This is a genomic window from Wolbachia endosymbiont (group A) of Tromatobia lineatoria (assembly GCF_964028565.1).
Lineage (GTDB): Bacteria > Pseudomonadota > Alphaproteobacteria > Rickettsiales > Anaplasmataceae > Wolbachia > Wolbachia pipientis.
Genome location: NZ_OZ034791.1, coordinates 111,759 through 125,043 on the forward strand (window position 1 = coordinate 111,759; position 13,285 = coordinate 125,043).

The window sequence follows — 13,285 nt, forward strand, 5'->3', positions numbered from 1 at the left end:
TATTCTGTATAAAATTTAAGTAGCTTAAGTGATGGATAAAAAAGTGCTATTAGAACTAAGTAATGGATTAAAAATCGAGCTACCTGTATTAAGCGGAACAACAGGTCCTGATGTGTTAAATATCAAGGATTTATATAAGATGACAGGATTATTCACTTACGATCCAGGGTTTGTTTCTACAGCTTCATGCTCTTCTACAATTACATTCATTGATGGAGATGAAGGAGTTCTTAAATATAGGGGACATAATATAGCTGATTTGGCAGAGAATAATAATTTTACTGCTGTGATTTATTTATTGCTCTATGGTGAATTACCCAGTTCAGAGCAACACAAAAAATTTCTTCTCAAAATACAAGAATCATCCAAAGTATCAGAGCAAGTTACAAATGTAATTAAAGCATTTCCAAAAACTGCTTACCCTATGTCAATCTTAGTTGCATGTTTTGCAAGTTTGTCAGCATCTTATCATGAAAAGCATGGCAACAATGTCAATGGTGAAGACCTAGATTTTGGAATTTCTGCAATAGCGCAAGTTTCCACAATTATTGCAATGATTTATAGGCATATCAACAATCAGGAATTCATAAATGCTAACAATGAATTAAGTTACAGTGAAAATTTCTTAAAGATGATATTTGGCGATGCTGTTGATAATGATAAAAGCGCCCTTTTTGCAAAAGCTCTGGATAAAATATTTACTCTCCATGCTGATCATGAACAGAATGCTTCTACGGCGGCTGTCAGATTGGTGGGATCGGCTGGTTCTAATCTGTTTGCAAGCCTCTCTGCAGGAGTTGCTACACTTTGGGGACCAGCACATGGTGGAGCTAATGAGGCAGTTATAAATATGCTAAAAGAGATAGAGCAAAGTGGAGATATAGATAAATTCATCGAAAAAGCTAAAGATGATAAAGATCCATTTAAATTGATGGGATTTGGACATCGTGTTTATAAAAATTATGATCCGCGCGCGCGTATATTGGAAGGCGCTTGCCATGAGGTTCTAAGTAAACTAGAACAAAATAATGAACTGCTTAAAATTGCAAAAAAACTTGAAGAAATAGCTTTAAAGGATGAATATTTTATCGTGCGTAAGTTATATCCAAATGTTGATTTTTACTCAGGTATAATAATGAATGCTATTGATATCCCCTCAAATATGTTCACGCCTATTTTTGCACTTGCAAGAACCACTGGTTGGGTTACTCAGTGGTATGAAATGATAAATGATAAAGAAACTAAGATCTGTAGACCAAGGCAACTCTATTTTGGTAAATAAATTTATTTTCACTTCATTAGACTTCTTGCATAACCCAAACTAAGTAGAAAAAAGGTGTCATCCGAGTAGCTGACACTGGTTCCTTTACGACGGAAGTGTCCAGAGGTGTCATTCCAGTCTGGAATCCAGAAAAAAGGATGGTGTCATTCCGTATCCGTTCAGCCAATGGCGTCAACTTAAGAACTTTCATTAGCAAACTCTCCTAAAGACATGATGGCGTTTAGGCTTATCTACTTTATTGCGGCTGTCCCGGTCGGATTTTAACTTTAGCGCGTATACTTAAAAAGGGCTTGAAAGTTTTTTGGCGCAATAAGTACCTGATAGAGTTTCTGTCTCATTACACTAAATAAAACTGAAAAATTTAAACGATACTCAGTAATTTGATCTGGGTTCCAAGGCCCTTGTGCATCACATATATGAAGCGATAATATATTGCACATGACCAAGTTTGCCCAAAATTCTTGTAATACAGCCTCTCCAGAAAAATTCTCTAACTCTGCTCCTACTTTGAGTCGTTTATAGCACTCCTCTATGTGCCACCTTAACACATAAGCTTTGCTCCAAAGTCTCGGTCAAAAACTCTGTTTCTCAGTTGGCTAATGTCAGCACTATAACTCTTACTTTCTGTCCTTTCATTTTATTTTTTAGCTTTTCATTTTCTAATATAAAATCAAAATCTAATTCGCCAGCGTTCCCATAGCTTACTATAATTTCTTTTTTGCAAGCGAAAAATAAAATCTACTTCCAAATTATAATGCTGCTGAATGAATTTTACTGAAGACGATCATAGATAAATAATAATTTCTCTTGATTTAATAAACGCATTTGAGTGATAACTTCGGGTAATTGCTCTGCCGCCAACGTTTGTTCACCTATATTCCAAGCTGCAAGACGAGCACTGCAAATCAATGAAGTACACAAATCAACAAACAAATTGCCAATGGTGCCTGTTGTTCCATTTGGTTCAAACTCGGATACAATTTCCCCAGAGCTGGGTAATCTCATACCAGAACCATCTGCTGCAATAAGTCTATAGCCTCTCCAACTCAGGTTCATCCTGATAGGCTGTTTGGATGCTTAAATTCTTGAAAGCCTGTATGGCAAATCTTATATCTTGCTTTAGAAAAAGCTTGCTTTGAGGGTACATGTCAATGGCTCCATAAGTTCACATTCTATTCCCAAACTTTTTTTAACTAACTTTAAAATCATAGAAAATACTGTCGAAAAAGGAAGTTTTCTTGTTCGTGTAAAACTCAACACAATGGATTTTCTGAAAAGTTTTCGAGTATATTATATTTTTAATTTGTAGAATAAGGTTTTTTCCTTTTTGCATATTTCACCTAAAAAGGACACATTTTAGACTTCTTTGTTGAAATAAAACAGAAACAAAAGTGCTGTCCCTTGCACTCTTTGGATAATTTAATGATAAAAAATTTGGAGAGAAATTTTATACACTATCGCTGATATTTTTCCTTAAGTTGACGCCATTGCCTGAACACTTACCTAATGATGAAGCTATCGAAAACATAGCAAAGAGACTTCAAAAATCTATAGACGATGCAAAAAAGCACAAGGTCATGTTTAGTGTTGATGTATTCCAAGGAGAAAAAAGTCATCAATAATAGATTATTCGATACTGATCTTATACCACCTCATGGAGCAAGATAAAAATGTTACTGAGACTGGAAAAGAAAAACTACGGCCTCTTATGTTAGAAATGTTTAATCTAGTTTCAACAGGCACTGATGTGAGCCAAGAAGTTCGGAGATTATTGCCAGAAGATATACTGAAAGAACGCGGCGAATATTTGTCACGTCTAAAACAAATTGTAAGTGATAGTATTGAAAATGACAAAAAAAAAGGAATTGTAGTAGAAAGAGATAATAAATTTTATTATGTACAGTGTCCAGAAAAAAGTGTGATCACTCCTGCAAAATTTATGAACTCCCCGGAATTTAAGGACTTAGAATATGGTGCATTGCGAATAGGAGAAGGAGATAATCTAATCTGAATAAAAAGCTGGCAATATCATGATATGCAAGGCAAAGTAAAAATGACCTTTAGGGTAGGCGATGAAAAGATCGAAATGATTTTATCTTCTGAAAAAGCTGAAAGTTTTGGTAAAATAATGGTACATATGGATGACAAAAGTTGTGAAATCTTCTCAAAGTACCTAAAAGAGCTAGAAAAAGAACCTCGTATAAGCAAGGTTGTTGAAGCTGCTAAAAGTTTTGCACAAACGAAAAGCAGTGCAGTTAGTCCACCTCTTTCTAATATGAAAAGTGTTGACACATCGCAACATTTTCAAAGTAGTGACCATGAATCACCAGAGCATTAACAATTATCATACATACATTGTTGCATATAGCAATAGTGTATGTGTATAGTTAGTAGGGTTTGTAAACTTAATAAAGTCTACAACTAATTTGAAAACTACTTTATTGTATGCAAGACTTTAAAATACTAGAAAATCTAAAAACCAAAGCACTAGAAGCTGAAAAAGGAGGCGGTTCTGACAGGATTACCAAACAACATGAAAAAGGGAAATTAACTGCTAGAGAAAGGCTCAGTATATTGCTCGATGAAAGTTCTTTTGCAGAATACGATAAATTCGTAAAACATCATGCAAATGATTTTGGCATGCAAAATGCTAATTTTTTAGGTGATGGGGTAGTGATTGGTCATGGTACTATTTATGGCAGAAAAGTTTTTGTTTATTCTCAGGATTTTACTGTCTTTGGTGGTTCACTTGGTGCGTCACATGCAAAAAAAATATGCAAAATTATGGATATGGCAATTAATGCCAGAGTTCCAATTATCGGACTAAATGATTCTGGTGGAGCCAGAATTCAGGAAGGAGTAAATTCTCTTGCTGGTTATGGAGAAATTTTTCAAAGAAACGTAAATGCATCGGGTGTTATACCACAAATTTCTTTAATTATGGGCCCATGTGCAGGAGGTGCAGTTTATTCCCCAGCATTAACTGACTTTACTTTCATGGTGAAAAACAGTTCATATATGTTTATAACCGGACCAGATGTAGTAAAAAATGTTACCTACGAAGATGTAAGTTTCGAAGACCTTGGTGGAGCAAAAATTCATACAAGCAAAACAGGAGTAGCGGATTTTGCATTCAATAATGATGTTGAAATGCTGCTAAAAATGCGTGAATTCTTTACTTTCTTACCAGCAAATAATCAAGAATCACCAAAATCTGCACCAATCTGTAATGATGTTAATGAGATTGATGAATCTTTAAATACTCTGATTCCTAGCAATCCTAATACTCCTTATGATATGTATGAACTCATTGAAAAAGTTTGTGATGAAAGGAATTTCTTTGAACTGAAACCTGATTTTGCTCGTAATATCATAACTGGTTTTGGTAGAATTGGAGGAAATACTGTCGGTATTGTTGCAAATCAACCTATGCACCTTGCAGGATGTTTGGATATTGATTCTTCAAGAAAAGCTGCGAGGTTTGTAAGATTTTGTGACGCATTTAACATTCCGATCATCACACTTATTGATGTTCCAGGATTTTTGCCGGGTACAAATCAAGAATACAATAATATAATACAACACGGAGCGAAACTGCTTTACGCTTACGCTGAAGCGACCGTGCCGAAAATTAGCCTTATCACTAGAAAAGCGTATGGTGGTGCATACATTGTTATGAATTCGAAACATCTAAAAGGTAATATAAATTATGCCTGGCCAACTGCTGAAATAGCTGTGATGGGCCCTGAAAGTGCAGTTGAGATTATATTTCGACACGAAAAAGATCAGCAAACGTTAATTAAAGAATATAAAGAAAAATTTGCTAATCCATTTTTTGCTGCATCACATGGATACATTGATGACATTATAGTGCCAAGTAAAACAAGGCATCACTTTCACAAAGCATTAGAGCTACTCAAAAACAAGAAAGTAGAAAGGATATGGAAAAAGCATGATAACCTGCCTCTGTAACTTTCTTTTAAGCCTTGCTTGCAAGTTATGCAATATTGTAAGAGTGTGCCGTTACCAAGATTCGAACTTGGGACCTCGTCATTACCAATGACGTACTCTACCACCTGAGCTACAACGGCAGTCTTATATATTATGATAATGAATAACACAAAAAGGAATAAGGAAAAAGAAGAAGAGAGAAAAAGATTGGCAAAAGCTTTAAAGCAAAATATTGTAAAAAGAAAAAAACAGCAACAGAGTAGACAAGATGCCAGAACTACCGGAAGTGGAAGTAATCTCTAATTTTTTGCTTGATAAAATTAAAAACAAGCAAATAAGCAGTGTTACAGTAAATAATTGGAATTTGCGTGTACCAGTAACAAAAAATATTGATGATTTGCTAAAGGGCAAAGTTATAAACGATATCAAGCGTAGAGGTAAGTATATAATCTGGAATACAGATAGTATGGCTGTAATCATACATCTTGGCATGAGCGGAAAGCTTATATATGCTCAAGTGCGGAATAAGCACGATCACGTGGTATTTTTATTTTCCGATAATACTTCAATAATCTTTAATGACCCAAGAAGATTTGGACTAGTTATTATTTTAAGCAAAGAACAAGAAATAAATTTTTTTGACGGTTTCGGAATAGAGCCCCTCACGGATGAATTCAGTGGAGACTATTTACAGGAGTTGCTGAAAAACAAAAAAGTGAATATCAAATCAGCGTTAATGGACAATAAATCAATAGTTGGCGTAGGCAACATATATGCTTCTGAGAGCTTGTTTAGAGCCCGTATATCACCACTCAGGTCAGCAAAAAACTTGACCTATAGAGAGTGCGAAAAACTTGCTGCTGAAATAAAAAATACTCTGAGTGATGCAATTGCTGCAGGCGGTTCAACACTGAAAGATTATGCACAGCCATCTGGATCTGCTGGATACTTTCAAAATAACTTTTACGTATATGGTAAAGTTCAAAAACCTTGCAAGATTTGCAATAATATCATAACACTTATACGACAAAATGGCCGTAGCACTTATTTTTGCAACGCGTGCCAGAATTAAGATTTTATTTTTAGATATGACATTCTCACCTGAAAAAGATCCGTTTGATTTGTTTTCAAAGTGGTACAAAGCAGTACTTAATTCTCCGTGTGAACAACCAACTGCAATGACGCTAGCAACTTGTAGCAAAGACTACATTCCATCTGCAAGAGTAGTATTACTAAAGGAATATAGCAAAGAAGGTTTTGTGTTTTTCACTAACGTAAACAGTAAAAAAGGGAAAGAATTGACTGAGAACCCCAAAGCTGCGTTAGTGTTTCATTGGATAGAATTTGCTAGGCAAGTGCGAATTGAAGGAGAGGTTAAACTTCTAAACGATGAAAGAACTGACAAATACTTCTCTTCTCGAGCGCTGGGTAGTCAAATTAGCGCATGGTGCTCAAAACAATCGAGCATTCTGAAAGATTGGCAAGATTTTGAGCAAGCTATAAAATTGAAGGAAAAAGAATTTCACAATACACAAGTTTCTCGTCCTGATTTTTGGGTGGGATTTTGCGTAATCCCAAAAGTAATTGAATTTTGGCAAGAAGGTGAATATAGGAAGCATATTAGATTTAGATACACTCTTGTTGAGGGAAGCGATTGGAAAGTGGAACAACTATATCCTTAAAAATGGTTGCGGGAGTAGGATTTGAACCTACGACCTTCAGGTTATGAGCCTGACGAGCTACCGAGCTGCTCCATCCCGCGTCGTTGCTTATTTAGTTATTATATATACAAATAATGAAAAAAGAAAAATAAAATTTCACCACATGCAAATATCGACACACTTATTAACTTTTCTTGACATAATAGTTAGTTATATACGTAACAATCTGCGCAATGAACAATATAACTTGATACTGTGGTTTCCTGTTCTTCAGTGTGCAGGAATTTTAACATATTTTTCCCTAAGTTTTGAACCAAGCTGCATATCTATTTTTCTTTTGCTTTTACCCACACTAATTTTGATTGCAATATTATACAGAAAGTACGCAATATTATGCATTGCTTTAATTGCAGTGCTCATAGGATTTACAGCCAGTAAATTAAGAACAGCTTTAGTTGATACTCAAATTCTTGATAAAGAGAGGTATGTAAAAAATATCGTTGCCACAGTGAAGGATATTAATGACAGGGGCTCATACAAACAATTTCTGCTTTCTATTACAAAGCCTTCCACCATTCCAGAATCCTCCTCTGTCATCCCAGTGCTCCCTTCTGTCATCCCAGCGCCCTCTTCTGTCATCCCAGTACTTGATACTGGGATGGCTTTGTTGCATAGCAACTGAAAAAATCTGGTGGCTACTGACAAAATTCATTATAAAATAGCCATTTAACCTTGAAAGAAAAAATATGCCACAAAAAATGAGGGTCAGTAACCATAGCGAATATAACAAATTTCTAGAAAAAAGAGGAAATATTTTTCATTATATCAACGAAGCCATAGAAAAGTGGTACGAGAATGGTCCAAAAATACCAGGTGGCAACAATATTTATAGCGATAAAGTTGTAATTTTGGTGCACATAATAACTTGTTTATTTAGAATAGGCCTGAGGCAAACAGTTGGGTTTATAGCAGGATACCTTGAGCAAATTGGGAAAAATTTGCAAGTTATCAGCTATTCACAATCATCAAGAAGGTTTAAGAAACTCAATATTAAGATCAATGATTGCAGAATTGATAAAAATAATATGGAAGATATCGAAATTGCTATAGACAGTACAGGAATTAGTATATACAACAACACTCCTGGTCATAGCAAAGAAAATAGCGAAGATAGAAAGTATCGCAGCTATGAACAGACAAGAAAATTGCATGTAATGTTGAATACAAACAGCAAAAAAGCCATAGCTGTAAAATACAGTAACGGTGTCTACTCTGATCACTATGGAGCTTGTGATTTGCTAAAAGAAGTCGATTTTCAGTATGTCATAAAAGTACTATATGCAGATAGGGCATATGACAGAGAAAAGCTCTATAAGCTGTGTAATCAATATGGTATAAAAACGAAAATTCCTCCGAAAAACAACGCAGCAGAGCATCCAAAGTTAGACTATATGGCTGAGAGAAATTCTGCAGTCAAGCTCATAAAGTCATATGATGAAGATAGTATAAAGAAGTGGAAAAAAGAGATGAGTTATGGAAAAAGATCTTATATAGAAAGTTTTTTCTCGCGACTGAAACAAACATTCGGGTTTAGTTTTAGGAATAAATCTGAGACAAATAGAGAGAAGGAACTACTTGTTAAATGCTATTTGCTCAATAAGTTCACTGATATTGGTATGGCTAAATTTGAGATAGCTTCATAAATTTATTGTGCGTTACCTACTATCCGAAGAGCGATGCAACAAAGCCATCCCAGTGTCAAGCACTGGGATGACACCCTCCTTGGCAAACAATGTTCGTACAGCTATGTGCGTGACGCTGGCGCTGGAATCTAGAAAAAAATAGATCCAAGTAGTCAAGCTACTTGGATGATACTGACTGCTAATTTTTTATGCAAGAGGTCCAATCATTCACCGTTCTTGCAAGTGATAGCACTCTCACTTCTTTTGCACCGGAGTTTAAAATTTCCTGAGAGCAAGATCTTACAGTTGCTCCGGTTGTTACCACATCATCAACTAATATCACGATTTTATTTTCGATAATTTTCTTGTTGCTTGTTTTAAAAGCCTTCTTTAAATTTTTTTCACGCTGTTTAAGTGAAAGACCAGCTTGAGGCGCAGTATGGCGAAGGCGTTTTATTGCAAATGGCGTATATGATAAATTGGACAACTTACTCAATTCTTTTGCAAGCAGTGCTGCTTGATTATATTTACGTTTAAACAAGCGCATTTTATGTAACGGTATAGGGATTATGATCTCTGCGTTCTGAAATGTATCCTGATTAGCTTGGTGTATCCACTTTGCATAGATTTTTACGTAATTCAAATTATCAAAAAATTTGAAATTTATAATCATGTTTCTACTATGTTGATCATAAGCAAAAACTGATCTTAATACTTTAAACGGTGGAGGATTGATGATGCACTTACCACACGTATAAATATTGTCTAAGATTACTACGCCACAAACATTGCAGTAATGCTTAGTTAGAAAATTGATTTTTTTGTTACATTCACTACACAGATTAAGATTTTCATCAATGATACACTCGCAACTTACGCATACGTTTGGAAATATGAGATTTGTAGCTTTGTTTAGTAAGAGAAGGTTCACAATTCATTAAATATATTATAAAATTTATATAGTATAGCTAAAGTAACTTGTGCTTACACTCTTTCACTTTTTATTTCATCTCAATATAGTTCAAACTAAGCCACTGCTGAAAAAGCAGAACTTATAACTCAGTAGATAAACGCTGATATTTTTCTGGTTCCTGTATTTCACTCAACTTACTTTGCACTTTGTCACAAGCCCACACAAGTGGCGTTATGATTGACGCGGCAGCCCAAACGATAGCAGCGCAAGCATAACTTACAATCTTGTTAAATACTCTAGCTACTGCATTAGCACAATCTTGCCCAGCACTTAAAAATGCATTTGAATGATCAACTAATGACTTTGTACTTGCTTTTAAACAATAGTCCCCTGTTATTTTTGACAATCACTTGACTGGAAAGTATGACAAACATGCCACTATCAAAAATAAAGGTTGCAATATTATGTTGGCTGCTAAAACAGCACCCAGTGTACACAATGAATACACTCCCTCTGCTCTGTGGCCCACGTATTCACATTTATCATTATCTTGATAATACTTGTTATAATTGTCTTTACTCTCAACTCCACAAATTACATCTTTCACAGGTCCTAGCACATTATCAACGTAACGTACAGATTTATAGAAACTATTTTCTGGAACTAGTGTGTTATCTTCTGCTTTCTTAGCAGGTACAACTCCATATTCAACGTACCTTCTAAAGTATCGATATTCTTATCTCAAAATCATAAATATGCAACCTAGCCTAATATAATTAAGAAATAGTTTATAATAAATATGTTTTAAGATGCCTGCCTGTAACACTTTCTGGAATTTTTGCCACTTCTTCTGGAGTTCCAGTAGCAATCACTTCTCCGCCTTTTATTCCTCCCTCTGGTCCGATGTCTATTATATAATCTGCAGTTTTTATAACGTGCAAATTGTGCTCGATAACTATAACAGTGTTTCCCAGATTGACTAATCTATGGAGTATTTTTAGTAAGTTATTTATATCTTCAAAGTGTAATCCAGTTGTTGGCTCATCAAGAATATACAATGTTCTTCCGGTAAATCGTTTTGATAGCTCTTTGGACAGCTTTATTCGTTGTGCTTCACCCCCAGACAACGTTGTTGACGACTGTCCGAGTTTTATATAGCCAAGCCCTACTTCCTGCAAAGAAACCAACTTTTCTTTTACCATTGGAAGGTTTTCAAAAAAATCACAAGCCTGATCTATCGTCATATCAAGCACATCAGAGATTGATTTTTCTTTATAAGTAACTTCCAATGTTTCCCGATTATACCTTCGCCCTTTACATTGCTCACACTTCACATAAACGTCCGGTAGAAAATGCATCTCTATCTTTAAGTGCCCATCACCTTTACAAGCCTCACACCTTCCCCCTCTGGTATTAAATGAAAACCGGCCTATATTATATCCCCTTGCTTTTGACTCTGGAAGACCAGCAAACCAATTTCTTATATGAGTGAACATACCAACATATGTTGCTGGATTTGACGCTGGAGTTCTACCAATTGGCGACTGATCAACTTCTATAACTTTATCTATATATTCAAGGCCTTCTATTCTATCACACCGACCATACCGTGCAGACGAGTGATGTACCTTATGTGCTGAATATTTATATAACGTTTCTATGACTAAACTTGATTTTCCCCCTCCTGATATTCCAGTAACACAAATAAGATTCCCTATAGGAAATTTAACGTTCACATTTTTTAAGTTATTTTCACATGCATTTATTACTTTTATGAACTGAGTTGCTTTCTTTCTTCTCCTTGGAATTAAAATTTTTTTCTCTCCACTCAAATATTGCCCTGTTATGCTCCCTGAATTTCTTTGCACCTGGTCTGGTGTTCCTTCTGCAACAACTTTTCCACCATTTACGCCAGCTCCAGGACCAATATCAATCGCATAATCAGCAGCCATTATTGTATCTTCATCATGCTCAACAACGATTACAGTGTTACCCATGTCTCTTAAGTTTTTTAGTGTGGCAATTAACCGATCATTATCACATTGATGAAGGCCAATCGAGGGTTCATCAAGAACATATAAAACCCCCGTTAATCCTGAGCCAATTTGCGAAGCAAGTCTGATCCTCTGACTCTCACCGCCAGAGAGAGTGCTAGATTCTCGATCAAGCGTTAGGTAATTCAACCCTACATTCTTTAAAAATGTTAGCCTCTTGATTATTTCACTTAGTATTTTATTTGAGATTTGCTTCTGTTGTTCTGTGAGCTTGTCTGGCAAATTTTCAAACCACTTAAGGGATTCATCGATACTAAGCCCTGATATTTCACCTATATGTTTGCTATCAATTTTTACTGTAAGCGCTTCTTTTCTCAATCTATAGCCAGTGCATTCTCTGCAGTGAGTGACAGAGCAATATCGCTCAACAAGTGTTTCATCATAATCCATCTGGTTCTCCAAGATACTGATCAAACCTTGAAATTTATTAGAGCCAAAGAGTATCATATCTTTTACTTCTTGATCTATGTTCTTCCACGGAATATCAAGGTTAAATTTGTAGTTTTCAGCCAGTGATAGAATTGCACTTTTTAGAAATCCATAACCTGTGTGCACTTGGCGGAACATTGATCCCACTGGCTTTAAAGCACCCTCAGATATTGAAAGAGTTTCATCCGGTACTATTAGCTTTATATCAACACTTAGTTTTTTACCAAGCCCATTACACGAACCACATGCACCGTAAGGGCTGTTAAAAGAAAATAATCTTGGTTCTATTTCCTCAAGAGTGAAACCAGACTCGGGGCATGCAAAATTCTCTGAAAAAGTCAGAATTTGACCATTTTTATACTCGGAATTATGGTTGTCAGGTAGGTTTACTATTTCTACATACATTAGACCATTACCAAGTTTTAGTGCGGATTCTATACTACTTGGCAGTCGATTTCCTATATCGCCCAATATTGATATTCTATCTGCAACCACAAAAACGTCGTGTTTCTTGTTCTTATCGAGTTTAGGCAAGTCATCTACATTGTACACTTCACCATCTATTTTGAACCTTACGTAACCTTGTCTTTTAATTTCCAATATCTCTTTAAGATGTTCTCCCTTTCTACCACGCACAACAGGGGCAAGTATATATATCTTAGTTTCTAAAGGTAACGCAATTATAGTGTCTACAATTTGAGACACCGTTTGTTTTGTTATTGGTAATCCAGTTGCAGGTGAATAAGGAACTCCTATTCGTGCATATACTAAGCGCAAGTAATCGTAAATTTCGGTAACAGTTCCAACTGTTGACCTTGGATTTTTTGAGATCGATTTCTGGTTGATAGATATTGCAGGAGAGAGACCTGTAATCGACTCAACATCTGGTTTATCCTGAATGTTGAGAAATTGACGCACGTAAGCTGACAGGCTTTCAACGTACCGGCGTTGGCCTTCTGCATAAATCGTATCAAATGCAAGGCTAGACTTGCCAGAACCACTTAGCCCAGTTATAACAACTAGCTTATTTTTCGGTATATTGACGTCTACACCTTGCAGATTATGTTCCCTTGCGCCCTTAACTCTGATAAAATCGTCCATATTATACCATATAACGTATTAACCATTATAGCCTCAAAATACGTGAATTTATAGTGATATATTGATTTTCTATTGATTTTTTCAACTGTTACGGAAAATTAGGCAGCGTTTGATAAATCGTCATTCCGCTACTTGTTAGCGGCTGAGATACCGCGACGGTATGACGGTTAAGTAGGCCAGTGCCCAGACACTGGTTCTATGCAACTTAATTA

At 35.7% G+C, this 13,285-nt stretch carries 15 protein-coding genes, 2 tRNA genes and 2 pseudogenes; 11 read left to right on the forward strand and 8 right to left on the reverse strand.

Features of this window, described 5'->3' with window-relative positions; translation table 11 throughout:
* Window positions 1-31: 31 nt before the first annotated feature.
* Window positions 32-1,282 carry a citrate synthase gene (locus ABWU48_RS00590; RefSeq protein WP_264706185.1) on the forward strand — a complete coding sequence of 417 codons (1,251 nt, stop codon included), beginning with the start codon at window positions 32-34 and terminating at the stop codon, window positions 1,280-1,282.
* Window positions 1,283-1,298: 16 nt separating this feature from the next.
* Here the strand turns inward: ABWU48_RS00590 and ABWU48_RS00595 are convergent, their stop codons facing one another.
* Both ABWU48_RS00595 and ABWU48_RS00600 read right to left on the reverse strand, forming a co-directional pair.
* The gene (locus ABWU48_RS00595) at window positions 1,299-1,448 is read right to left on the reverse strand and encodes a hypothetical protein (protein ID WP_155975166.1); all 150 of its coding nucleotides are present in this window, start codon (window positions 1,446-1,448) and stop codon (window positions 1,299-1,301) included.
* Between the two features lie 23 nt (window positions 1,449-1,471).
* Window positions 1,472-2,615, reverse strand: a pseudogene (locus ABWU48_RS00600) (transposase).
* A 154-nt stretch (window positions 2,616-2,769) separates the two neighbouring features.
* Between ABWU48_RS00600 and ABWU48_RS00605 the strand changes: the two are divergent.
* The 4 genes from ABWU48_RS00605 (at window position 2,770) to ABWU48_RS00620 (ending at window position 5,254) form a co-directional block, all read left to right on the forward strand.
* Window positions 2,770-2,904 carry a hypothetical protein gene (locus ABWU48_RS00605; protein ID WP_255324782.1) on the forward strand — a complete coding sequence of 45 codons (135 nt, stop codon included), beginning with the start codon at window positions 2,770-2,772 and terminating at the stop codon, window positions 2,902-2,904.
* Between the two features lie 32 nt (window positions 2,905-2,936).
* Window positions 2,937-3,293 (forward strand): hypothetical protein, encoded by a 357-nt coding sequence (locus ABWU48_RS00610; protein ID WP_223823154.1) that lies wholly within the window; start codon window positions 2,937-2,939, stop codon window positions 3,291-3,293.
* A 24-nt stretch (window positions 3,294-3,317) separates the two neighbouring features.
* On the forward strand, window positions 3,318-3,620 hold the full coding sequence (locus tag ABWU48_RS00615) for a hypothetical protein (protein ID WP_231115838.1): 303 nt from the start codon (window positions 3,318-3,320) through the stop codon (window positions 3,618-3,620).
* 107 nt (window positions 3,621-3,727) lie between these two features.
* Entirely contained in the window at window positions 3,728-5,254 is a 1,527-nt protein-coding gene (locus tag ABWU48_RS00620) for an acyl-CoA carboxylase subunit beta (RefSeq protein ID WP_353288393.1), read from the forward strand.
* A gap of 46 nt (window positions 5,255-5,300) precedes the next feature.
* Here ABWU48_RS00620 and ABWU48_RS00625 read toward each other — a convergent pair.
* Window positions 5,301-5,373: transfer RNA gene (locus ABWU48_RS00625), tRNA-Thr, on the reverse strand.
* Window positions 5,374-5,392: 19 nt separating this feature from the next.
* On the opposite strand from ABWU48_RS00625, the gene ABWU48_RS00630 reads away from it, so the two are divergent.
* The 3 genes from ABWU48_RS00630 to pdxH are packed head-to-tail and all read left to right on the forward strand — an operon-like array spanning window position 5,393 to window position 6,915.
* On the forward strand, window positions 5,393-5,536 hold the full coding sequence (locus ABWU48_RS00630; protein WP_187296969.1) for a hypothetical protein: 144 nt from the start codon (window positions 5,393-5,395) through the stop codon (window positions 5,534-5,536).
* Window positions 5,502-6,305, forward strand: a complete 804-nt coding sequence (mutM, locus tag ABWU48_RS00635; protein WP_264705866.1) for a bifunctional DNA-formamidopyrimidine glycosylase/DNA-(apurinic or apyrimidinic site) lyase — start codon at window positions 5,502-5,504, stop codon at window positions 6,303-6,305. Before ABWU48_RS00630 ends, mutM begins: the two co-directional genes overlap by 35 nt.
* A gap of 16 nt (window positions 6,306-6,321) precedes the next feature.
* Window positions 6,322-6,915 carry a pyridoxamine 5'-phosphate oxidase gene (pdxH, locus tag ABWU48_RS00640; protein WP_209472544.1) on the forward strand — a complete coding sequence of 198 codons (594 nt, stop codon included), beginning with the start codon at window positions 6,322-6,324 and terminating at the stop codon, window positions 6,913-6,915.
* Between the two features lie 3 nt (window positions 6,916-6,918).
* Here pdxH and ABWU48_RS00645 read toward each other — a convergent pair.
* Window positions 6,919-6,995, reverse strand: a tRNA-Met gene (locus ABWU48_RS00645).
* A 62-nt stretch (window positions 6,996-7,057) separates the two neighbouring features.
* Between ABWU48_RS00645 and ABWU48_RS00650 the strand changes: the two are divergent.
* The 3 genes and pseudogenes from ABWU48_RS00650 to ABWU48_RS00660 all read left to right on the forward strand — a co-directional run.
* A pseudogene (locus ABWU48_RS00650) lies at window positions 7,058-7,555 on the forward strand (competence protein ComEC); the annotation flags it as partial.
* An 85-nt stretch (window positions 7,556-7,640) separates the two neighbouring features.
* The gene (locus ABWU48_RS00655; protein ID WP_209472359.1) at window positions 7,641-8,597 is read left to right on the forward strand and encodes an IS5 family transposase; all 957 of its coding nucleotides are present in this window, start codon (window positions 7,641-7,643) and stop codon (window positions 8,595-8,597) included.
* A gap of 7 nt (window positions 8,598-8,604) precedes the next feature.
* On the forward strand, window positions 8,605-8,739 hold the full coding sequence (locus ABWU48_RS00660) for a hypothetical protein (RefSeq protein WP_256437791.1): 135 nt from the start codon (window positions 8,605-8,607) through the stop codon (window positions 8,737-8,739).
* A gap of 36 nt (window positions 8,740-8,775) precedes the next feature.
* Here the strand turns inward: ABWU48_RS00660 and ABWU48_RS00665 are convergent, their stop codons facing one another.
* The 4 genes from ABWU48_RS00665 to uvrA form a co-directional block, all read right to left on the reverse strand.
* Window positions 8,776-9,507, reverse strand: coding sequence for a ComF family protein (locus ABWU48_RS00665; RefSeq protein WP_264329435.1), 732 nt, complete (start codon window positions 9,505-9,507; stop codon window positions 8,776-8,778).
* A 121-nt stretch (window positions 9,508-9,628) separates the two neighbouring features.
* Complete coding sequence (locus tag ABWU48_RS00670; protein ID WP_244663111.1) at window positions 9,629-9,895, reverse strand: hypothetical protein; 267 nt, start codon at window positions 9,893-9,895, stop codon at window positions 9,629-9,631.
* A complete protein-coding gene (locus tag ABWU48_RS00675) occupies window positions 9,896-10,096 on the reverse strand; it encodes a hypothetical protein (protein WP_264705874.1) in 201 nt (66 codons plus the stop codon).
* Window positions 10,097-10,277: 181 nt separating this feature from the next.
* Window positions 10,278-13,073 carry an excinuclease ABC subunit UvrA gene (uvrA, locus tag ABWU48_RS00680; protein WP_353288394.1) on the reverse strand — a complete coding sequence of 932 codons (2,796 nt, stop codon included), beginning with the start codon at window positions 13,071-13,073 and terminating at the stop codon, window positions 10,278-10,280.
* Window positions 13,074-13,285: the final 212 nt, after the last annotated feature.

Excerpts from the sequence above, each read along its gene's own strand:
- ABWU48_RS00590 (WP_264706185.1), top strand. The coding sequence starts at position 32 with ATGGATAAAAAAGTGCTATTAGAACTAAGTAATGGATTAAAAATCGAG.
- ABWU48_RS00610 (WP_223823154.1), top strand. The coding sequence starts at position 2,937 with ATGGAGCAAGATAAAAATGTTACTGAGACTGGAAAAGAAAAACTACGG.
- ABWU48_RS00615 (WP_231115838.1), top strand. The coding sequence starts at position 3,318 with ATGCAAGGCAAAGTAAAAATGACCTTTAGGGTAGGCGATGAAAAGATC.
- ABWU48_RS00620 (WP_353288393.1), top strand. The coding sequence starts at position 3,728 with ATGCAAGACTTTAAAATACTAGAAAATCTAAAAACCAAAGCACTAGAA.
- ABWU48_RS00630 (WP_187296969.1), top strand. The coding sequence starts at position 5,393 with ATGAATAACACAAAAAGGAATAAGGAAAAAGAAGAAGAGAGAAAAAGA.
- mutM (WP_264705866.1), top strand. The coding sequence starts at position 5,502 with ATGCCAGAACTACCGGAAGTGGAAGTAATCTCTAATTTTTTGCTTGAT.
- pdxH (WP_209472544.1), top strand. The coding sequence starts at position 6,322 with ATGACATTCTCACCTGAAAAAGATCCGTTTGATTTGTTTTCAAAGTGG.
- ABWU48_RS00655 (WP_209472359.1), top strand. The coding sequence starts at position 7,641 with ATGCCACAAAAAATGAGGGTCAGTAACCATAGCGAATATAACAAATTT.
- uvrA (WP_353288394.1), bottom strand. The coding sequence starts at position 13,073 with ATGGACGATTTTATCAGAGTTAAGGGCGCAAGGGAACATAATCTGCAA.